Source organism: Rhizobium sullae (assembly GCF_900169785.1).
GTDB lineage: Bacteria > Pseudomonadota > Alphaproteobacteria > Rhizobiales > Rhizobiaceae > Rhizobium > Rhizobium sullae.
In genome coordinates this window covers 60,231-80,374 of sequence record NZ_FWER01000020.1, presented here as the reverse complement: position 1 = coordinate 80,374, position 20,144 = coordinate 60,231, and the positions used below count along the sequence as shown (strand labels likewise).

The 20,144-nt window shown below is 59.8% G+C and carries 20 protein-coding genes; 9 read left to right on the top strand and 11 right to left on the bottom strand.

Going from position 1 to position 20,144, the window contains the following annotated elements; genetic code table 11:
- Positions 1-29: 29 nt before the first annotated feature.
- From repB to BN1800_RS19375, 3 genes are all read right to left on the bottom strand, one after another.
- Positions 30-1,076: a plasmid partitioning protein RepB gene (repB, locus tag BN1800_RS19385; protein WP_087000256.1), complete on the bottom strand. Its 1,047-nt coding sequence runs from the start codon at positions 1,074-1,076 to the stop codon at positions 30-32.
- 51 nt (positions 1,077-1,127) lie between these two features.
- Complete coding sequence (repA, locus tag BN1800_RS19380) at positions 1,128-2,342, bottom strand: plasmid partitioning protein RepA (protein ID WP_087000253.1); 1,215 nt, start codon at positions 2,340-2,342, stop codon at positions 1,128-1,130.
- Positions 2,343-2,630: 288 nt separating this feature from the next.
- A complete protein-coding gene (locus BN1800_RS19375) occupies positions 2,631-3,239 on the bottom strand; it encodes a TetR/AcrR family transcriptional regulator (protein WP_244564558.1) in 609 nt (202 codons plus the stop codon).
- Positions 3,240-3,494: 255 nt separating this feature from the next.
- Here BN1800_RS19375 and BN1800_RS19370 point away from each other — a divergent pair, with 255 nt between their 5' ends.
- The 3 genes from BN1800_RS19370 to BN1800_RS19360 are packed head-to-tail and all read left to right on the top strand — an operon-like array spanning position 3,495 to position 7,242.
- Positions 3,495-3,971 (top strand): (2Fe-2S)-binding protein, encoded by a 477-nt coding sequence (locus BN1800_RS19370; protein ID WP_087000252.1) that lies wholly within the window; start codon positions 3,495-3,497, stop codon positions 3,969-3,971.
- Complete coding sequence (locus BN1800_RS19365; RefSeq protein ID WP_087000250.1) at positions 3,968-4,951, top strand: FAD binding domain-containing protein; 984 nt, start codon at positions 3,968-3,970, stop codon at positions 4,949-4,951. The genes BN1800_RS19370 and BN1800_RS19365 overlap by 4 nt, the downstream gene beginning before the upstream one ends.
- Positions 4,948-7,242 (top strand): xanthine dehydrogenase family protein molybdopterin-binding subunit, encoded by a 2,295-nt coding sequence (locus BN1800_RS19360; protein ID WP_087000248.1) that lies wholly within the window; start codon positions 4,948-4,950, stop codon positions 7,240-7,242. The genes BN1800_RS19365 and BN1800_RS19360 overlap by 4 nt, the downstream gene beginning before the upstream one ends.
- An 80-nt stretch (positions 7,243-7,322) precedes the next feature.
- Here BN1800_RS19360 and BN1800_RS19355 read toward each other — a convergent pair whose 3' ends face one another.
- On the bottom strand, positions 7,323-7,784 hold the full coding sequence (locus BN1800_RS19355; protein WP_087000246.1) for a helix-turn-helix domain-containing protein: 462 nt from the start codon (positions 7,782-7,784) through the stop codon (positions 7,323-7,325).
- Between the two features lie 318 nt (positions 7,785-8,102).
- Here BN1800_RS19355 and BN1800_RS19350 point away from each other — a divergent pair, with 318 nt between their 5' ends.
- A complete protein-coding gene (locus tag BN1800_RS19350; RefSeq protein WP_087000244.1) occupies positions 8,103-9,305 on the top strand; it encodes an MFS transporter in 1,203 nt (400 codons plus the stop codon).
- Between the two features lie 476 nt (positions 9,306-9,781).
- On the opposite strand, the gene BN1800_RS42525 is transcribed toward BN1800_RS19350, so the two are convergent.
- Positions 9,782-10,030, bottom strand: coding sequence for a VOC family protein (locus tag BN1800_RS42525; RefSeq protein WP_244564563.1), 249 nt, complete (start codon positions 10,028-10,030; stop codon positions 9,782-9,784).
- Complete coding sequence (locus tag BN1800_RS42520) at positions 10,003-10,251, bottom strand: VOC family protein (RefSeq protein WP_280173963.1); 249 nt, start codon at positions 10,249-10,251, stop codon at positions 10,003-10,005. The genes BN1800_RS42525 and BN1800_RS42520 overlap by 28 nt, the downstream gene beginning before the upstream one ends.
- A gap of 88 nt (positions 10,252-10,339) precedes the next feature.
- Between BN1800_RS42520 and BN1800_RS19335 the strand changes: the two genes are divergently transcribed.
- Positions 10,340-10,873, top strand: coding sequence for a VOC family protein (locus BN1800_RS19335; RefSeq protein WP_087000240.1), 534 nt, complete (start codon positions 10,340-10,342; stop codon positions 10,871-10,873).
- A gap of 121 nt (positions 10,874-10,994) precedes the next feature.
- On the opposite strand, the gene BN1800_RS19330 is transcribed toward BN1800_RS19335, so the two are convergent.
- From BN1800_RS19330 to BN1800_RS43945, 3 genes are all read right to left on the bottom strand, one after another.
- Positions 10,995-11,477, bottom strand: coding sequence for a GNAT family N-acetyltransferase (locus BN1800_RS19330; protein WP_087000293.1), 483 nt, complete (start codon positions 11,475-11,477; stop codon positions 10,995-10,997).
- Positions 11,478-11,527: 50 nt separating this feature from the next.
- A complete protein-coding gene (locus tag BN1800_RS19325) occupies positions 11,528-13,255 on the bottom strand; it encodes an adenylate/guanylate cyclase domain-containing protein (RefSeq protein WP_087000239.1) in 1,728 nt (575 codons plus the stop codon).
- 412 nt (positions 13,256-13,667) lie between these two features.
- Complete coding sequence (locus tag BN1800_RS43945) at positions 13,668-13,790, bottom strand: hypothetical protein (protein ID WP_425299046.1); 123 nt, start codon at positions 13,788-13,790, stop codon at positions 13,668-13,670.
- Between the two features lie 421 nt (positions 13,791-14,211).
- Here BN1800_RS43945 and scpA point away from each other — a divergent pair, with 421 nt between their 5' ends.
- A complete protein-coding gene (scpA, locus tag BN1800_RS19310) occupies positions 14,212-16,350 on the top strand; it encodes a methylmalonyl-CoA mutase (protein ID WP_027511553.1) in 2,139 nt (712 codons plus the stop codon).
- A gap of 44 nt (positions 16,351-16,394) precedes the next feature.
- Positions 16,395-17,132, top strand: coding sequence for an MBL fold metallo-hydrolase (locus BN1800_RS19305; protein ID WP_087000291.1), 738 nt, complete (start codon positions 16,395-16,397; stop codon positions 17,130-17,132).
- Positions 17,133-17,202: 70 nt separating this feature from the next.
- Here BN1800_RS19305 and BN1800_RS19300 read toward each other — a convergent pair whose 3' ends face one another.
- Both BN1800_RS19300 and BN1800_RS19295 read right to left on the bottom strand, forming a co-directional pair.
- Positions 17,203-18,360, bottom strand: coding sequence for a fumarylacetoacetate hydrolase family protein (locus BN1800_RS19300; protein WP_087000237.1), 1,158 nt, complete (start codon positions 18,358-18,360; stop codon positions 17,203-17,205).
- Between the two features lie 139 nt (positions 18,361-18,499).
- A complete protein-coding gene (locus tag BN1800_RS19295; RefSeq protein ID WP_087000235.1) occupies positions 18,500-19,144 on the bottom strand; it encodes a ThuA domain-containing protein in 645 nt (214 codons plus the stop codon).
- A gap of 175 nt (positions 19,145-19,319) precedes the next feature.
- On the opposite strand from BN1800_RS19295, the gene BN1800_RS19290 reads away from it, so the two are divergent.
- Together BN1800_RS19290 and BN1800_RS19285 are read left to right on the top strand one after the other, a co-directional pair.
- Entirely contained in the window at positions 19,320-19,757 is a 438-nt protein-coding gene (locus BN1800_RS19290; RefSeq protein WP_087000233.1) for a VOC family protein, read from the top strand.
- A gap of 124 nt (positions 19,758-19,881) precedes the next feature.
- The gene (locus BN1800_RS19285) at positions 19,882-20,136 is read left to right on the top strand and encodes a DUF2934 domain-containing protein (protein WP_027511548.1); all 255 of its coding nucleotides are present in this window, start codon (positions 19,882-19,884) and stop codon (positions 20,134-20,136) included.
- Positions 20,137-20,144: the final 8 nt, after the last annotated feature.

The window sequence follows — 20,144 nt, the reverse complement described above, 5'->3', positions numbered from 1 at the left end:
ACGGCAACGTTCGGGGGCCTTTTCTTTTGCTATTGATCTCCGTTCTTTCCGATATTCCTGCTGTTCTCGAACGCCTCGTAGAGACGATCCAGGTTGTCCGCGATATAGGTGCCGAAGGCCGATGCCTTCCCTGCCCTCAGCGCGATAGTGAATTGTTTTCCGTCGTCCTTGATCTTCGCCTTTACGGAGCCATCTCTCAGCTGCCACTGGCTCACTGCCGAGGTGGGCATTGTGGTCTGGGCAGTTGAGGCGGGCTTCTTGCTGAAGAAAGCGACGAGCATCTCGAAGCGGGCATCCGGCTCGGCGGCTTCGAAGGCCGGTGTCTCGATGAACAGCATCGCCCGCTCAGTGGCGTTCTCTTCTTCGAATTTCACCGAAAGATCGTGCCAACGGTCGCGGCCGGTTGCGCGTGCTGCTCCGATGGCCGAAAGAACCCCTTCAGGGATACGCCGGGTGACGGACAGCATCTTGGAGATCGTCGTCTTGTCGGCGCTGAGTGCTGCCATGATCGTCTCCCGATCGAAGCCGAGCTTGTCGAGTTTGTCGGCGAACATCGTACGCTCGATAAAGGAGAGATCCGCGCGTGCAGAGTTTTCTTGACCCTGGGCAATCACATGGTCGCGATCGGCAAGCTTCTTGACGACGGCGCGCACCGGCCGTCCAAGCTCCTTGGCGGCGCGCGCCCGCCGATGGCCGAAAGCGATCTGATATTTTCCGTCCTTTTCCGGATGCGGACGGACGAGAATGGGCGAATCCTGCCCTCGCAGGCGGATAGCTTCTACCAATTCCTGAAACTGTTCGTCGTTGTGCGCGAGGCGGTCGCTGACGAAGGAATCTTCGATGAGCGCGGTGTCGAGATCAATCACGGTTTCGCCGTGAGCCAGCTTCTCTTCGATCGCGCGCGCAGCATCGGCCCTTGAAGCAAGGGCATCTATGCTGCGGGTAACTGCACCTAGCGCGCCAATACCCTTGAAACTGATCGGCTGTCTGTCACCGTCGCTCGCAGGCTCGCTGTTTACGGCGGTAAACTTCTTGGAATCATCCATCAGGCCCGAGAGGATATTCTTACGTGCCATTCTTTCTCCTCCTGGCGGCTGAGCGGTTTATCGCGATCAATCGGTGCGCCTTCATCTGCGCCCCCATGCCCTGTGGATCAGTTCGGTGATTTCACCGTTCACTGCACTCATGGCCTCCATGGCGCGGTCATAGGTCGCGCGGGTAAACTGATTGCGCTCCACCTCGTAGAGGGTCTGGTTGGTCATCGCCGCATCCGAAATCGCCACGCTTCGAAGCATAGGATTGGTGAGCACGTGGTTGCGGAACATGGAGCGCATGAAGGCGACCATTTGCGTCTGCGGGCCGTCCTGCGGGTCGTAACGGGTGACGAGATAACGCAGCCAGTCGAGATTCATGTTGCCGCCGGCGCCTTTCAGCGTGTTCAGTACCTCGCCCAGCATCTGCAGGAACTGGCACATGGACATCACGTCGAGCATTTGCGGGTGAACGGTGATGAGCACGGCGGTTGCGCTACAGATGGCGCTCATCGTCAGGAAGCCGAGCTGAGGAGGGCAGTCGATGACAACCACGTCATAATCGCCGGCGACGGAAGACAGCGCCTCGTCAAGGCGGGCAAAGAAAATGCGGCCGTAGTCGCTCGCTTTGCCCTGGGCAAGAACGCGCGGCGTATCGTGCTCGAACTCCATGAGTTCCAGATTGCCGGGTACGAGATCGAGATTGGGGAAATTGGTCTTGCGGATGATTTCCTTCAGCGGTCGCCGCTCGTCGTCATAGCGGATCGCTGCGTAAAGCGTCTCGTTCTCGTCGACGTCGAACTCCGGCTGGAAGCCGTGGATTGCCGAAAGCGAGGCCTGTGGATCGAGGTCGACGGCAAGAACGCGGTGGCCGGTCAGCGCCAGATGCTGGGCAAGATGGGCCGCACTGGTGGTCTTGCCACTGCCGCCTTTGAAATTCACGACGGCGATGACCTGCAGGTGTTCATTGCCCGTGCGGTGAGGGACGTAGCGTGTGCTGCCTCTGGCATTCTGATCCAAAAACAGTCGCATTTCATCCATCTGCCTCGCCGTGTAGGACCTGCGTCCCGATGGCGTCACTTGAGGCAGGGGGCCCTTGCCCTCCAGCGAGAGATTGCGAAGATAGCCACTTGTAACACCAAGGAAACGCCCGACTTCTGCAAGCTGGAATTCGCGCAGACTCTTCATAGAGCGGGGCGGAAACATTTCCAGGCGATGCTGCTTCAGTTTGTCGGACAGTTCCTGTGCCTGGCCGATGATCAGCTGATCGACATCAGAAATTGCTTTACCAATTGTAGGTGCCATATTCATGGAAATCTCGAAAATGCGATTTTAACGCCGCGATGGCTATGAAACCGCATTTAGCGCCGATTCTCATTTTCTTGCAAGGCCATTAGACTTAACAGCGGGTTAAGGCCTCTTTCTTAGAGGTTTTCGCACAATTCTCGGTCGCCGCCGCACGCATTTGGCACTCTGCCCAAAAATATGGCTTACAGAACTGAACCGGCCTTTGACTTCAGTAACGAGACGAAGACTAATGATATCATCGTATTACCTTGAAGAGCGAAGCGTCCGAACAGGCCGAATCGCACGGCCCAATCAACCAGACTTATTCGCACCCCATTTAAGTCCATCCATCAGCAAGCGGATTAGCCTGCCTGTGCGCTCACGCCATTCCGGCGAGTCGGGCATCGAATAGATGCTGGAAAGCGCATGCAAAAGGTCGGTGCTCTCCACGTCGTTGCGGATCATGCCCTTTATGGCCGCGTTGTCCACCAACTGTCGAAGGGCACCGGAGATGATGCCAGAGCTTTCGGCAAAGAGCTCCGAGTTGGAATTGAGCAAAATCCGCAGGCTTCGTGCCATGCCGCGCTTGGCGGCGATGTAGTTGACGAAACGGTGCATCCATTCCTCAAGTGCCTGGTCGGCCGGATGCGTGGCCGCAAGATCGCTGGCGGCTGTCGCCAGATTCTGCAGTTCCCGCCGATAGACAACCTCGACCAGATGTTCGCGCGTCGGAAAGTGGCGGTAAAGCGTGCCGATGCCGACACCGGCGCGCCGGGCGATCTCCTCCAGCGAACCTTCGACGCCGTGGTCGGCGAAGACGACAGCCGCAACGGCGATCAGCTTGTCGCGATTGCGCAGCGCATCGGCACGCGTGCGCCTTTCGGTTTTCGTCTCGCCTCCGGCTATTGCCTTTCCGGTCAAAAGCCTCTCCTGCGGATAGGGGCTTGACGCTGCCGCGCGAGCCGCTAGTTTAATCGGAGGCGCCTCCGTTTAAGTAGAGTGCCTTGCACCTGTTATCGCAGAAAGAGGCGGAAAGTCATGTCTCAATTGCGCAGGCGCCCTAGATGAAAGCGAATCCCGCAGAGGCCAGGCTTTAGCTGGTTCACGCACTTTGCGGTTCAAGACCGGCAACTTTCGATGACGATGCAAATTCTTCCGTCAAGGCAGGAGAACACCATGACCCGGACAATCAAACTCAGGCTTGATATCAACGGCACGTCACACGCGCTTGCTGTCGAACCGCGTGTGACGCTGCTCGATGCCCTGCGTGAACATCTGGTCCTCACCGGCACGAAGAAAGGCTGCGACCAGGGGCAGTGTGGCGCCTGCACCGTCCATATCGATGGCAAGCGCGTGCTTGCCTGTCTTACACTCGCGGCTCAGGCCGAAGGGCGGCAAGTCACGACGATCGAAGGTCTGGCTGGGGCGGATGGCGGCCTTCATCCGGTCCAGGCGGCATTCCTTGAGCATGATGCTTTCCAGTGCGGCTATTGCACGCCAGGCCAGATCATGTCGGCGGTTGCCTGCATTCGCGAGGGTCATACGGGTTCCGATAGCGAGATCCGCGAATATATGTCCGGTAATCTTTGTCGGTGCGGAGCCCACAACAGCATCGTTGCGGCGGTGCGTGAAGCTGCGGAGATGGCCCGATGAAAGAGTTTTCCTATCTCCGCGCGTCGTCGACTGACCAGGCCCGTGAGGCAGCCGTCCGACATGGCGCGATGCTGATTGCCGGCGGCACCACGCTGCTCGATCTTGCTAAATGCGGTATTGCCGAGCCGGAAACGGTCGTCGATATCACCTTTATTCCCGGCTTGAATTCAATCTCATCGACCGAGACGGGCGTTACGATCGGTGCGCTTGCCAAGATGGCCGAGGTTGCTGAGCATCCAGTCATAATGGAAGCGTTCCCAGCGGTTTCGGAATCGCTGTCATTGGCGGCATCCGCCCAGCTTCGCAACATGGCGACGATTGGCGGCAACCTCCTTCAGCGCACCCGCTGTCCGTATTTCCGCGATCCGGCAGTTTTTAAGGCCTGCAACAAGCGCGAACCGGGCTCGGGATGCTCGGCAATCGGCGGGATCACCCGCAATCACGCAGTCCTGGGTACCAGCGCGCATTGCATCGCCGGCAATCCAGGCGATCTCGCGGTAGCGCTCGTCGCTTTCGACGCCGTGATCCATCTCGGCGAGCGGCAGATTGCTGTCGACGACTTCTTTGTGGCTCCGGGCAACACGCCGCATCTGGAACACAGTATTGAACGCGGTGAACTCATAACCGCCATTTCTATCCCCGCTTCGCAAGCGGCCCGGTGTTCCACCTATCTCAAGGTCCGCGACCGACAATCCTACGAGTTCGCCGCAGCCAGCGCTGCCGTCGGCCTCGCGCTGGAAGATGACGGCCAAACGATCCGTGACCTTCGCGTTGCACTCGGAGGGGTTGCGACCAAGCCGTGGCGCGCCGGCGCGGTCGAACGTGCCTTGATCGGCAAGACGCTCGATGCCGCCGCGATTGCAAAAGCAAGCCTGCTCGCGATGGAAGGTGCCGTAGACCATGGCGCCAACCGCTACAAGATCGATCTGGCGCCGCGGGTCGTTGCCCGCGCCATAGAGAAAGTGGGAGGTCTCGCATGACCGTCATGGAAACGAAGATCAAGCGCGGCGATGCCGCCGATGGCGTGCTCGGCGGGCGCCTATCGCGCATGGACGGACCTACGAAGATCACCGGCAAGGCAGTCTACGCGATTGAAAACCAAGTCGACGATGTCGTCCATGGCGTGACGATCCAGAGTACGGTGGCGGCAGGCACCATCACATCCATGGACATTTCCGCGGCTGAGGCCGCCCCTGGTGTGCTGCTCGTGCTGACGCCCGACAACATCATGCAACTCAAATCGGCCACCACCTGGGCCGGCACGCCTGGTCCCGAAGGTCCCTATCTCGCGCTGACGAAGGAGATTACCTTCAGCGGACAGCACGTGGCGGCCGTGATCGCCGAAACGCTCGAGCAGGCAACCGCGGCAGCGGCGCTGATCGACGTCAGCTACGACGAAAAACCGGCAATCTTCGGCTTTGATGATCCACGGGCAGGGGACGGCATTGCCGTCGAGCAAATGACGATCGAATGGGGCGACGCGGAAGGCGCGCTGGCTGAAGCCCCCGTTCGGATCGAACACGAATATAAGACACCCCGTGAATACAACGTGCCTATCGAACCCCATGGGCTGATCGCCAAATGGGACGGCGACGTGCTGACGCTTTGGGAGCCGAGCCAATGGGTGGACGGCATGGCGCGCAGCTATGCCGAGTGGTTCGGATTGCCGTTCGAGAATGTCCGGATCATCTCCCCTTATATCGGCGGCGGTTTCGGCTCAAAGGCGCTTTCGCTTCCGCATGCGGCGCTTGCAATCATGGCGGCAAAGAAACTTGGCCGTCCCGTCAAGCTCGCGGTCACCCGTCCGCAGACATTCACGGCCTTCGGCGGCCGCCCCGCCACCCGGCAGACGCTGGCGCTCGGCGCAACGAAGCAAGGCAGGCTGCTTTCGATCGTCCAGCGCGGCGCCAACGAAACCGCGATGACTGGTGTTGCCCTCGAGCCGCTCGGTGCCGTTACCTCGATCATGTATGATGTTCCGAACTTCAGCTCGAAGCAGAATATCATCCCGGTGAATACGGTTCTGCCCGGCGCGCTCCGGGCGCCCGGCGAAAATCCCAGCGCATGGGGCCTGGAGTCGGCGATCGATGAACTCGCCTATGCAGTCGGCGTCGACCCTGTCGAAATCCGCCTGCTGAACTATGCCGAGCGCGACCCGCATGCCAAGATCCCATGGTCGACGAGACAACTGCGCGAGGCTTTTGCCGCAGGTGGGGAAGCCTTTGGCTGGCCGAAACGCTCGCCTGAGCCTCGTTCGATGCGGGACGGCAAGCAGCTGATCGGCTGGGGCGTGGCAGCCGGCACCTATCCGGTGCGCCGCACGCCTGGCGAGGCGCTTGTCCGAATCCTTGCCGATGGTACAGCCGAGGTTGCAAGCAGTGGCATCGACATGGGCCAGGGAACCTATACAATCCTGGCTCAGACGGCCGCCGAAGTCCTCGGCATCCCGGTCGAGCAGGTCCGCGTCAAGCTCGGCGACTCGGCCTTGCCGCGTGCGCCCGTCGCCGGCGGCTCGCAGCTCGCGAACCTGATGACAGGTGCTGTCCATAAGGCCGCCCTTGCCGCGCGCGACGAGTTGATCGGGCTTGCCCTCAACGACCCGAACTCGCCGTTCCGGGATGCGCAGGCCAATACGCTGACGATCTCCGAAGGGCGGATCTTGCCGCCGAGAGGAGAAGGAGATGGCGTTGCGATCATAGATTTCATGCGGCAAATTGGCCGCGAAAAGGTCGAGACGCTCCGCGATACGCTGCCGGAAGACAAGCGGGAGGGAAAAGATCGCTACGACAACTTCACGACGATGATGACGATGAAAGCGCCTACCGAAGGCGGCTATTCGCTTCACAGCTGGTGTGCGCATTTCGTCGAAGTCCGCGTCGATGAGGATTTCGGCACCGTTCGCGTGTCGCGCATGGTTTCAGCGCTCGATTCAGGCAGGCTCTACAACCCGAAGCTCGCCGAAAGCCAATGGCGCGGCGGTATCATCATGGGTATCGGGCAGGCGCTTTTGGAGGAGGGTATTGTCGATGAACGCTATGCCCGCGTCATCAACAACAACCTGGCGGATTATCTCGTGCCCACCAATTCGGACGTGCCGGATCTTGAGGTCATTTCCGTCGGCATTCCCGATCACCATGCATCCGTGCTTGGCGGCAAGGCTGTCGGCGAATTGCCGATCGTCGGGGTAGCGCCCGCGATCGCCAACGCGGTCTTCCACGCGACCGGCAAGCGCATTCGCGAGCTGCCTATCACGCTCGAAAAGCTGATTTAAGCGGCGATGCCTTTACGGCGGCCGTCACTTACCCCAGCAAAAGCCGGGGTAAGGACTTCATGAGTTGCGCGGCGTTCGCATCAGCCGTTCAGCGGAACACCCGTTTCCGATTTTGTGGTGCCGGCATCCATATCCTGGCGGTCTCCGGCTTGGGCCATCGCCTTGACCAGCGAAAGCACCTTTTCGCGCACGGTGGCGTCCGTAATTTTCAGGAACGCGCGATTGAGGGCCAGGCCCTCCTTCGAATGCAGGAATTCGCCGACCGGATCGGCATTCCCGGAAAGCTCCAGTCCGTCGAGGCTCAGCGGCTTGGAAGGATCCTGCTGGAAGAAGAAGCTCGGCGGTACGGCGAGCACTTCGGCAATCCTCTGTAGCCGGCTCGCGCCGATGCGGTTCATGCCCTTCTCGTATTTCTGCACCTGCTGAAAGGTAACGCCGATCTGATCTGCCAGCCGCTCCTGGCTAAACCCCAATAACAGTCTGCGCATCCTCACGCGCGAGCCCACATAGATGTCGATTGCATTTGGAGCTTTTGCATTCATTTCGTTATTTCCATGGACTGTGTTGAGGGGGCGCCTTTTCGAGGCAGCATCGCGGGCGAAGTGATTGTGTATGAGCATATAGGAAAATTCAATTGATACTTTCGTGTGGCATGTCCATTCGCGCAGCAATAAAGGCGTTCCAGTGAAAAATTAAGGCACCGGCGTACCGATCTGGCAAAAACTGGGCTGTAACTGACGCCTAGGTTGCGATAAATGCATCCCCAGGCGGCCGTTGCCGAAAGCCTTGGCTCCGTTCGTTAGAATCTTCTTCATGAAAAGTGATAGCGGCATCAGAAGCGAGCCGCGGGAGTAATGCCTATGGCCGTATTGAGCGAGACCGCGCCCCGTTTCGAGAAGACGACAATGTCGATCCTCGTGGCAGTCAGCTTCTGCCATATGCTGAACGATATCATGCAGTCGCTGCTTGCCTCGCTTTATCCGCTCTTCAAGGCGAATTACGATCTCGATTTCGTCCAGATCGGACTTCTGACGATGACGTTCCAGGTCACAGCTTCCCTGTTGCAGCCCTTGGTCGGGATCGTCACCGACCGCTGGCCGATGCCCTATTCGCTGCCGGTCGGCATGGCGAGCACCTTCTGCGGCCTCATTCTGCTTGGCAACGCAGGAAGTTTCGAGCTGCTGCTGGTCGCCGCCAGCCTCATTGGTTTCGGTTCGGCCGTCTTCCATCCGGAAAGTTCGCGCGTCGCCCGCCTTGCCTCCGGCGGCCGTCACGGTTTTGCGCAGTCCTTCTTCCAGGTCGGCGGCAATGCCGGGCAGGCGATCGGCCCGCTGATTGCGGCCTTCATCGTGTTGCCGTTCGGCCAGCATAGCGTCTCCTGGATTTCTGCCATCGCCATGGTCGGTATTGTCGTGCTCGGCTGGGTCGGCAACTGGTACATGAGCCACCGCCGGCAGAATGCCGGGAAGCACGCCGTAAGCCGCACTCTGCCCTTGCCGCAGAACAAGGTGGTCATCGCACTCACTATTCTCGTCCTGCTGACGGCAACGAAGAACGTCTATATGGCGAGCGTGTCGAGCTACTTCACATTCTACGTCATCGAGAGGTTCCAGCTCGATGTGCAGCAGGCGCAGCTCATGCTCTTCCTCTTCCTCGGTTCGGTCGCCGTCGGCACCTTCCTCGGCGGCCCGATCGGGGATCGCTTCGGGTCTCGTTTCGTCATCTGGTTCTCGATCCTTGGCGTCATCCCCTTCGCATTGCTGCTCCCTTATGCAAACCTCCTCTGGACCGGCGTGCTCAGCGTCGTCATTGGCCTCGTCTTTGCCTCTGCATTCTCGGCGATCGTCGTCTTTGCGCAGGAACTGGTGCCCGGCCGTGTCGGCCTGATTGCCGGTGTGTTTTTCGGTTTCGCCTTCGGGGCAGGAGGCCTGGGTGCTGCCTTCCTCGGTGATTTCGCCGACAGTCATGGCATTGAATTCGTCTACCGGATCAGCTCGTATCTGCCGCTGCTCGGCCTGCTCACGGTCTTCCTGCCGCGCATTCCGAGGCGCAACGCTGCCTGAGCCGGCCGCCCACGCACCCTATATAATCTACAGCTGCCCTTCCGGCCCAACGACATGCTTCCGGTGATGCCCGCAAGTGTCATCATCTTCCCCGGTTGCGGCATCACCGGCAACCTGGCCGATAAGGCACACCGCCCCAGCATTCCCGTCTGGCGCTTGGCGTCGAGCCGTCGTGTCGAAGTAGACCCCTCCACCGCCGGAATGTCGTGGGTGGGGCGGAAGATTGACGTTCCTGTCCTCTACTGGAATGAGCAAGGAGCGCCAATTCCGGTCATTCGGCGGGCTCCTCCACTGCCGACCTTCGCTCAATCGCAGAAATGTGATCGCGGAGTAATGCTCGAATAGCAGACACTCCCGGACAGCCAGAACCAGTCCATCTCCGAATTGGAAGATCGTCGCGGAGGCGGCACTAAGCTATTCTTAGGGTCAGCCCGATGCGGACCTTAGCAATTTTCCGCCGGAAGTTCTGATCATTGTTAGTCTTGCCAAGTCTCCTGGTTGCGTTCATGAAAGCCGAGCACGCGTTTGCTATCGGTCCACCGTGCGACCTCACCTTCCATTCCATCCGGGTCCTTGAAGCTGACAAGACGGATAGCGCCGAAATCCGTAATGGTCCCATCGGAAGCGCCGGCCCTCACTAGACGTCGCCTGACTTCCTGCAAGCGCTCTTCATCGTCTACCTTCAGTGCGAGATGATCTATGTGACCTCTCTTCCCCATCTCCATCGAGCCACCCTCATGCCCCGTCGGTTCCGGCATTTGGAACGGATGAAGGGCAAGCCGCCTCCAAGGTCGATAAGCGAGTGACGAAGAGTGCCGCCACCCGGACCGGGCTCAGAAAGATCGAACGTCGTATCCGCGTCGAAGATCTCTTCGTAGAAGCGAATGAAACGGTCCATGTCGTGTGTGAACAATGCCAGATGGTGCGCTCCAATGGTTACGGGCATACCGAACCTCCCTTGCCGACGACACGAAGAGCATACCATTTCGCATTGAACCGGGCGACCTGGAGCCGCGATTCATCACTGAACGCAAATGGCCGGTCTTCGCAATCTGCCGGTCGCCGACCTTGCTAAGTCTAAAGCCTTTTACGAGGCGATCGGCGCGGTGAACCAGCCCAACTTCACGGACGAGACCTCCGCGTGCATGGTGTTCTCCGAAACGACCTTCATCATGCTGCTGACGCACGACAAGTTCAGTCAGTTCAGGTCCAAGCGGATTGCCGATGCATATTCGCCAAGCGAAATGCTGCTCGTCATTTCGCAGGAGAGCCGCGAGGTGTGGATACGATCACCGACAAGGCGGTCGCGGCCGGTTGACGCGAGGCGCGTGATAAGGCGCAGGGTACGGCTTTCATGTACAGCCGCAGTCCGCCGCCAGCCATCTGCGGCCTTCTTGCTGGTCGTCGATCCTCTGCGGTATCGACCGGCCCAAGTGCCAATTGTGTGCGGACCGCTGTTTCATGTTGCGTTGTTGATGGCGTTTGCCGGGAGCACGGTTGTCTGCGCGGTCGATACTTGGTCGCCGCATGAAGGGTTTTCGCTGGAGGGATCTTCCAATGTCCCATAAAGCAGCGACCTCAGCGTCGACTGAGGACAGAAGCAAGCACTCGGCGAGGGGTTAAGCTCGTAAGGGATTGACTCGGGAGGGCCTGTTACAGAAGCGGCCGCTATGCGCCTGCGCATGCCAGTCAGAGCGATCGGTGCATTACCAGGGTGTCCACGAATCCCACAATCGGATGCTCGAAACCGTGCGGAATCGTTCCGACAACGTCGAATCCAAGATGACGCCAAAGCTTGACCGCGCGTTTGTTGGTACTGACCACGCAGTTGAACTGCATGGCCCGGAAGCCTCGCGCAGCCGCGTGTCTCAGAGAGTGCTGACACATCGCCGTCGCGACGCCCTGGCCGACCGAGTCCGGCGCGGTCATATAGCCGCAGTTGGCGACGTGGGCACCGCCGCCCCGATGATTCGCATGCAGATAATAAGTTCCTATCACCAGTTCGTCCGTCTCTGCGACGAACACCTCGTAATCCGGGGAAAACCAGTATGACAGCGCGTCGGATCTGCTCCAGTCACGCGGCAGCGCGTAGGTTTCGCCTGCCCGCAAGATGGGCTCGACTATGCTCCAAATCGCGTCTGCGTCGGCAAGTGTGGCTGTGCGAATGGTCAGCAAGGCTAGATATCCAAGTTTGCACGGGTGGGTTGCGGCCACGTCCGGCCCTACGGTGGCAGGCCGGCGCCTTCGTAGCCATCGATGAAATGCTGTCGATCAGCCTGGTGCCGGAACGGTTGTGTGCTTGCCCAGTGCTGGATTGAAAAGTCCGGATTCAAGGCGAGGAATTCCCTTGCTTCTTCCTTGGCCTCTTCCATATACCCCAGCCGCGCCAGACTTGCAGCCAGGATGCGTTGCGAGCCGAGCCGGTGCGTTGCCTCATGCCGAAGCGTTTCGACGGCATCGGCGTATTGACCCGCTGCGTATTGGGCGAGCCCGAGAAGCCAATAGTACCACCCCGGCGGGTGCGGATTGAGGCGAATGGCGTGGCGCAAATGTCCGATGCCCTCGATAGCCTCTCCCTCGAACGCCTTCAGTTGCCCCAGGAACGCCCAGGCATCGGCATGATTGGGGTTGATCCGAAGGGCCATGGCCAGTTCCGCCGCGCCTTCATCCGGCTTGCCATCGTAGATCAGCACGTCGCCGAGGATTGCATGGGCCACTGCATTTTCCGGGTCAAGCGATACGGCGCGCCGGGCGGCCGCCAGAGCCAGCGAATGATGTCGCTCTGGAGCATCCAGCCAATAGGCCCACGCGAAATGGTGGCTCATCGAGAGCCATGCGTGAGCATCGGCGAAGCCGGGATCAAGCTCGATTGCCCTTTCCAAGAGCGGCGGCGCGGCCCTGTTGCTTTCGGGAGACTGAATCACCAGCACTCGGCCGCGGACGAAGAGATCATACGCTTCGAGACTTGCCGTCCTACGTGTGCTGAAGGTCACAGCGCCCGGCAACACGCCGGACAGGGCACTTACAATCGTATGGACGACCTCGTCCTGCAACAGGAAGACGTCCGCCAAATCTCGGTCGAAGCGATCAGCCCAGAGATGACTGCTGTCCGTCGCGTCGATTAGCTGGGCATTGATCCGCACCCTTGCCTTCTCCCTGCGCACACTTCCTTCAAGCACATAACGCACTCTCAGATCCCTGGCGACGGAGCGGACATCGACTGACCTCCCCTTGTAGGCGAATGTAGAGTTGCGTGCGATCACCAACAGACCGGGCACCTTCGACAAGTCAGTGATCAGGTCTTCCGCCAGACCGTCAGCGAAGTACTCCTGCTCGGGATCGCTGCTCATGTTCGTGAATGGCAGAACGGCAATCGAAGGCTTGTCGGCGATGGTCTTGAATGTGGAAATCACAACAGGCGGCGTGCCGGAAACGCGGTAGATGCGCACTGGCAGGGCAATGTTCTTCACGGCTTGGGCCCCGAGATCCTCGAAGCCAACCTCGATCTTATTTCGAACGTGGTCGTAGATCGTTCCGGAGATAAGGATGCCGCCTGGCTCGGCGGTGGTTTCCAGTCGCGCAGCGATGTTGACGCCATCGCCATAAAGGTCACTGCCCTCGACCATCACATCACCTAAATTGACGCCAATGCGCAGCACGATACGGAGCTTCTCAGGCAGAGCGGCATTGGCGGCAGCCATCGCATGCTGCACGTCTACGGCGCATTGCAAAGCATTGACGGCGCTGGCGAACTCCACCATCACGCCGTCGCCAGTCACCTTAAAGACCCGGCCATGGTGCCTGGCGACCAACGGCTGCAGCACTTGCTTACGTCGGGACTTGAGCGCGGCCAGCGTGCCGGCCTCATCCGTTTCCATGAGGCGGCTGTAGCCAACGACATCGGCAGCCATTACGGCGGCGAGTCGACGCTGGATGTGTTCGTCGGTCATGTTCGGCGATTACTCACATCAGAAAGCAGTCCGGCAGTGTACCGACGCTTCATGACCGAGTCTATCAGTCCGACCCCGGACCTACCTCGTAGGAAAGGTCAGGAACGGATCATGAGCACTGGTCGCGGCCAATGTCTGCTTTCTGGCAAGAGCAACGGCTCAAGAAGGTCAGCAAGGGTCATGGGAGGCGGTCGCGCGAATGTCGCTTATCGGGCAGCGAAAATGGGTCGATAAAGGGCGAGTTTAGGTTATGACCATTGGTTGCACGCAATGTCAGTTATCGGGGAAGGAAATCGGCGTAAAAAGGTCCGGATAGGGTCATGGCTTGCTGTAAAACTTCCCCGAACCAAGGTACGAGATGGGGTCGTCGAGAGCGGCCGGAGAAGGGGGGACGCTGTCTGCCTCGCATGCTTCAGGTTTCCCGCTTGCGACGGCTGAGCAGCTTTTCACCATCGGCTCTCAATTCACCGTTCGATCCGACGAAGCCGTAGAGCGTCTGCCGGGTAATCCCGAGTTCCTCACAAAGATCGCGCACACTGGTTTCCGGTTTCCCAATTGCTGCATGCGCGAGACGCATCTTGGCCGGGGTCATCTTGAAGCGACGACCGCCATGTCGTCCTCGTGCACGGGCTGACGGCAGACCGGCTTTGGTCCGTTCAATGATCAGTTCTCGTTCGAACTCCCGGCGCGCTGGTCATCGCCGGGCTGCAAGCGTTTCGACATGGCCCTCGTCATGATCGGTGTGTTCGTTCTCGGCTTAGCCGGCTTCACTCTCAACGGTCACGCCTATGCGCTCGAATCCTACCTCCTGCGCTGGCGGTCGAGACAGGCGCGATAGGCGTCACGCTGGCCATGGAAATCGCCGGCTTCCTGCGTAAATTATCCTAAGGCCCTATCGCGTCGCATGCGCTTCGAGTGATAGCGTACGGTCAAAACCAAAAATGCCGGAGGAAAACATGGCCAAGAAGACGACTGCGGATTGGGCGGCATTAGCGGAGAAGGAACTGCGCGCTCCGCTCGGGACGTTGACCTGGCGCACACCGGAAGGCATCGACGTCAAGCCGCTCTACACGGCCGCAGATCTGGAAGGCGCTGGGCATCTCGACTCCCTTCCGGGATTTGCGCCTTTCACCCGCGGCCCGCGCGCCACCATGTATGCCGGCAGACCTTGGACGATCCGGCAATATGCGGGGTTTTCGACGGCTGAGGAATCCAATGCCTTCTATCGCCGCAATCTCGCCGCCGGCCAGAAAGGTCTCTCCGTCGCCTTCGATCTCGCCACCCATCGCGGCTACGACAGCGACCATCCGCGCGTCGAGGGAGATGTCGGCAAGGCCGGCGTGGCGATCGACAGCGTCGAAGACATGAAGATCCTCTTCGACGGCATTCCGCTGAGCGAGATGTCCGTGTCGATGACCATGAACGGTGCGGTGATCCCGATCCTCGCCTCCTTCATCGTTGCAGGCGAGGAGCAAGGCGTATCGAGGGCAGAGCTTTCCGGGACCATCCAGAACGACATCCTCAAGGAGTTCATGGTCCGCAATACCTATATCTATCCACCCGAACCCTCGATGCGGATCGTCGCAGACATCATCGAATATACGGCGAAGGAAATGCCGAAGTTCAATTCGATCTCGATCTCGGGCTATCACATGCAGGAAGCAGGTGCGACGCTGGTGCAGGAGCTCGCCTTCACGCTGGCCGACGGCCGCGAATATGTGCGGGCCGCCATCGCCAAGGGCCTGAACGTGGACGATTTCGCCGGACGTCTTTCCTTCTTCTTCGCGGTCGGCATGAACTTCTTCATGGAGGCGGCAAAGCTGCGCGCCGCCCGCCTGCTCTGGACCCGGATCATGGAGGACTTCAAACCGCAAAAATCGGCATCGCTGATGCTGCGCACCCATTGCCAGACCTCCGGCGTGTCGCTGCAGGAACAGGATCCCTACAACAATATCGTCCGCACGGCCTTCGAGGCGATGTCGGCGGTGCTTGGCGGCACGCAGTCGCTGCACACCAATTCCTTCGACGAGGCCCTCGCGCTGCCCACGGAATTTTCCGCCCGCATCGCCCGCAACACACAGCTCATCCTGAGCCACGAGACCGGCGTCACCAAGGTCGTCGATCCGCTTGCCGGCTCTTACTACGTAGAAAGCTTGACCAAGGAACTTGCCGACAAGGCATGGAGCCTGATCGAGGAGGTTGAGGCGCTTGGCGGCATGACGCGCGCCGTCAACGACGGCCTGCCGAAGCGGCTGATCGAGGAAGCCGCTGCCCGCCGCCAGGCGGCGGTTGACAAGGGCGACGAGATCATCGTCGGCGTCAACAAATACCGTCTCGACAACGAACAGCCGATCGACATCCTCGATATCGACAACAGTGCCGTGAGAACGTCGCAAATCAAGCGGCTCGAGGAGACGAGACGGCGGCGCGACGGCGCCAAGGCCGCTGAAACGCTCGCAGCCCTCGCGGAGGTGGCGCGCAGCGGCAAAGGTAATCTGCTCGAAGCCGCCATCGAGGCGGCGCGGTCGCGGGCCACCGTCGGCGAGATAACGGATGCGATGCGCCGGGCCTTCGGCGATCATGTGGCGACACCCGAGGTCGTCAGGGATGTCTACGGCGAAGCCTATCGCGGCGAGCCGGAACTCGCCGTTTTGAAGAACCGCATGTCGACGGTAAGCGAGGCGCTGGGCCGCAAGCCGAAGATCATGGTCGCTAAACTCGGCCAGGATGGGCACGACCGCGGCGCCAAGGTGATCGCGTCGGCTTTCGGCGATATCGGCTTCGACGTACTGACGGGCCCGCTCTTCCAGACACCGGAAGAGGCCGCCCAAATGGCGATCAGCGAGACTGTCAACGTCATCGGTGTCTCGTCGCTTGCCGCCGGCCACAAGACCCTGCTGCCGCAGCTCGTCGAGAGCTTGAGAGCCAAGGGCGGCGGCGATGTCATCGTCATCTGTGGCGGTGTCATCCCGCGCCAGGACTATCAGTTTCTGGCCGATCACGGCATCTCCGCCGTTTTCGGCCCCGGCACGAACGTCCTCGATGCCGCCAACTCCGTTCTCGATCTCCTGCAGGGGATCCGGCGCAACCGGTAGCGGTTAAACAAACGGCTACATTCGCGTTGGAGAATAATATGACGGTGCAACTGCAATTCGTCGGATGCGGCGATGCCTTTGGCAGCGGCGGACGCTTCAACACTTGCTTCCATGTCACAGGCGAGCGCACGAACTTCCTGATCGACTGTGGAGCTTCGTCACTCATTGCGATGAAGAAGCTGGGGATCGGCCGAAACGATATCCAGGCGATCTTCGTGACCCATTTCCACGCCGATCACTTCGGCGGCCTGCCGTTCTTCATTCTGGATGCGCAGTTCTTTTCAAAGCGGACGGAGCCTCTGCTCATTGCCGGGCCTCCAGGGCTGCCGGACTGGTTCGTCAGGGTGATGGAAACGGGATTTCCAGGGTCTGCAAAAACAAAACAGCGTTTTGATCTGCATTTGCGGGAACTCGAGCCCGGGATGCAGGCAGATTTCGGCAATGTGAAGGTGACGCCCTTCCTTGTCAGGCACGGGCAGCCGGAGGGGTCGTTCTTCGCGCTTAGACTCGAGATTGGAAAACGCATCGTGACCTACACGGGTGACACCGAATGGACCGACACCTTGGTCGCAGCGGCTGAAGGCGCCGATCTCCTGATCGCCGAGGCGTACTTCCGGCGAAAGCCGGTGCCGCTCCATCTCGATCTGGCGACGCTCGAGAACCATCTTCCGGCGATCTGTGCGAAGCGTGTCATCTTGACCCACATGAGCGAGGATATGTTAGCTGAGCGACCGACCGTAAATTTCGAGACTGCCGAAGACGGCCTGATCGTGCAGATTTGAGTGCTCGCTGGATGACAACGGCATCGCTTCGCAACGGCTTGAGCGAGAGCAGCCTGTGGGCGCTCCCAAGCTAGAGCAGCCCCCGCTTTGCGAGGTTGGTCATCAGCGCCGAAATGCCAAACGTCCATGGAGAGCATTCGGTTGAGAGACGAACCGTATTTGTAAGCGTTCCGAGCCCAACTGAAGAGATCTCGACTACATCGCCGATTTTGTGCGTAAAGCCTTGATTGGGTGCGTCGCGGTCCTGTGTCGGGGCAAAAAGCGTGCCGAGGAAGAGCATGAAACCGTCCGGATATTGATGATGGGCTCCGCAGGTCTGCCTGACGAGATCGGTCGGGTCGCGGCTGATCTTCGACATTGAACTCTTTCCGTTAAGCACGAAGCCGTCCTCGCCGGTGACCTTCAGGTCGAGCTCGGCCTTGCGGACATCGCCGAGGCCGTAAGAGTCGTCGAATAGCCGAACGAAAGGGCCGATGGAGCAGGAGGCATTATTATCTTTCGCCTTGCCAAGCAGCAGTGCCGAGCGGCCTTCGATATCGCGAAGGTTGACGTCGTTTCCGAGGGTCGCGCCCTTGATCTCGCCGCGGCTGTTCACCGCAAGCACGATTTCCGGTTCCGGATTGTTCCAGGTCGAAATCGGATGCAGGCCGACATCGGCCCCCCAGCCGACGGAGGACAGCACCGGGGATTTGGTGAAGACCTCGGCGTCCGGCCCGATGCCGACTTCGAGATACTGCGACCACATGCCTTCATCGATCAGCGCCTGCTTGACCCTTGCCGCTTCCGGAGAGCCTGCCTTGATGTTGGCGAGGCTACCACCAATCAGCGCACCGACGCGGTCGCGGATCGACGCCGCACGATCCGGATTGCCGGCAGCCTTCTCCTCGATCACCCGCTCGATCATCGATTGCGCGAAGGTCACGCCGCAAGCCTTCACGGTCTGAAGGTCTGCTGGTGCCAGTAGATAAGGCCTAGCCGCATCGGGTCGGCCGACACTATTTGCCGCCACTGTTTCGAGCGAAGCGAGTGTTTTGCCGGTTACAGCGCGCGCAAAGGCGACCGGATCATCCTTCTCCAGAAGCGCGCTCAATGTCGGCGCTTCCCTGGACGTTATGTCGATAATCTCTCCGTTACGGATCGTGACAATGGCCGGACCGGCTGCCTGCGGATTCCAGACGCGGCCGACAAACAGGCCGCCCGATGAGGCGTCGTCGAGAAGCTGAGACATGATGACCTTCCGTCGCGGTCGAGCTTGCGCTCATGTGATTTGAAATTTGCCGCCCTCCAGCAGCGCCCGAAATCGATCACATCTGTCCCGGCGGGGCAAGGTCAAATTATGACTGGACAGGCCGCCGCCGGGCGAAGAGCTACCGGCGTGAAGCCCAGGCAAGGCCACGGCGAAGAATGAGAGGCATGTACGGATGGTCGAATTCGGCCGCAACATGGCCGAGCGCGGAATAAAAGACACGGCCCGCACCGAAATGGCGCTTGAAGACCACCGGCATCACGACATTGCGTGCGGCCTCGTCATACTCGCCGGTGAATGTGGTTGTCGCCAGGATTTCAATCGACGGATCGTAGTGCAAGTAGTACTGCTCCGAGTGGTAGTCGAAGTCCGGAATGCCTTGCATCAGCGGATCGTTTTGCCGGCTCACGGTCACGCGGAAGTCGATGATGTTGCCTGGATGCGAAACCCAGGTGACGCCCGAAACATAGCGGAATGGCGCACTTTCCTTGAAGGATGTGGCAAGCGCGCCGTGATGTCCGCCAAGGCCAAGGCCGCCGCGAACCGCCGTCACTAGCGCATTGGCATGCTCCTTCTCCAGCTTTTCCCCGGTAATGATCGGAACAAGCAGATCGGTGTTGGCAATCACCGGCGAGCCGAAGATGTCGAGATCGGCGGTAATCTCGACCGAAAAGCCGTCTTCCCGCAGCAGTTCGCCGACGGCGTTTGCGCATGCCTCCGGCTCGTGGCCCTGCCAGCCGCCCCAGACGATGATCGCTTTTCGCATGCCCTGTCTCCCGGCTTTCGATGGTTAAGTCGTGATTTAGCGGCCCCAGTCAGATAGCGTCCGATTTCATCGACCGCAAGCCGAATGGTCGCTTCGATTGCCATCACACGATTCTGTCTTGACGGCGGCAAGCCACGGCAGTCAGTTCGAGCGTCATCTCCGGGAGGAATTTTGAATGCTGAAATCCTTCGAACATATCGGCATGACGGTAAGCGACATCGACCGTGCCGTCGCCTTTTATTGCGACCTGCTCGGGCTTCGGCTGCATCTGCGCAAGACGATGCCGGACGGCTCGCACGTTGCTTTTCTCGATGCCGGCGGCGGCATGCTGGAAATCTTCGCGCCCGCGAGCGGTGCCGTGCGGGCAACCGACGTGCCAGAAGGCGCGGCCGGTCTCCGCCATCTGACATTTCTGTTCGGCAGCGTCGATGAAACCTTCGCGAAGCTCGAAGCGGCCGGCGTCGAGATGAAGGAGCGCCCGCGTCTCGCTTACAATTCCGAAGTTCTGCACAAGGTTGCTTTCCTGCGCGATCCCGACGGCATCCTCATCGAGCTTGCTGAGCGGAGGGTTGAGGCAGCGGGTTTCGTGGCTGCTTCGGCAGGCGGAATTTAGAGAAGATCTGAAATGGCGCATTTGCAAAGAATTTCTGGTCAAATTCGCGGGCTGAAGTAACAACTCCGTAAGCGAAATCTGGCAACCTCCAACCCGATATTTTTTCTCGTTTCAGCTGGGTGTCATGTTTCGCAATAAGGAAGATTGGATCAGCCAGCGCGCCTATGCCATCTGGGAGGCGGAGGGACGCCCCTATGGGAGCGATGCGAAAAACTGGCGGCAGGCGGCGGCCGAGTTTGAACAGCTCGAAATGACAAAGGCGTCCAGCGATGGCACTGACCTGATCGAGATGCTGCGCGCCACCGGGCGTCTTATGCGCACCTGCGACGATGACGCCCGCGGCGACCTGAAGCTGGCCCGCACGATCGCCAAGCGCTAGCGATACCA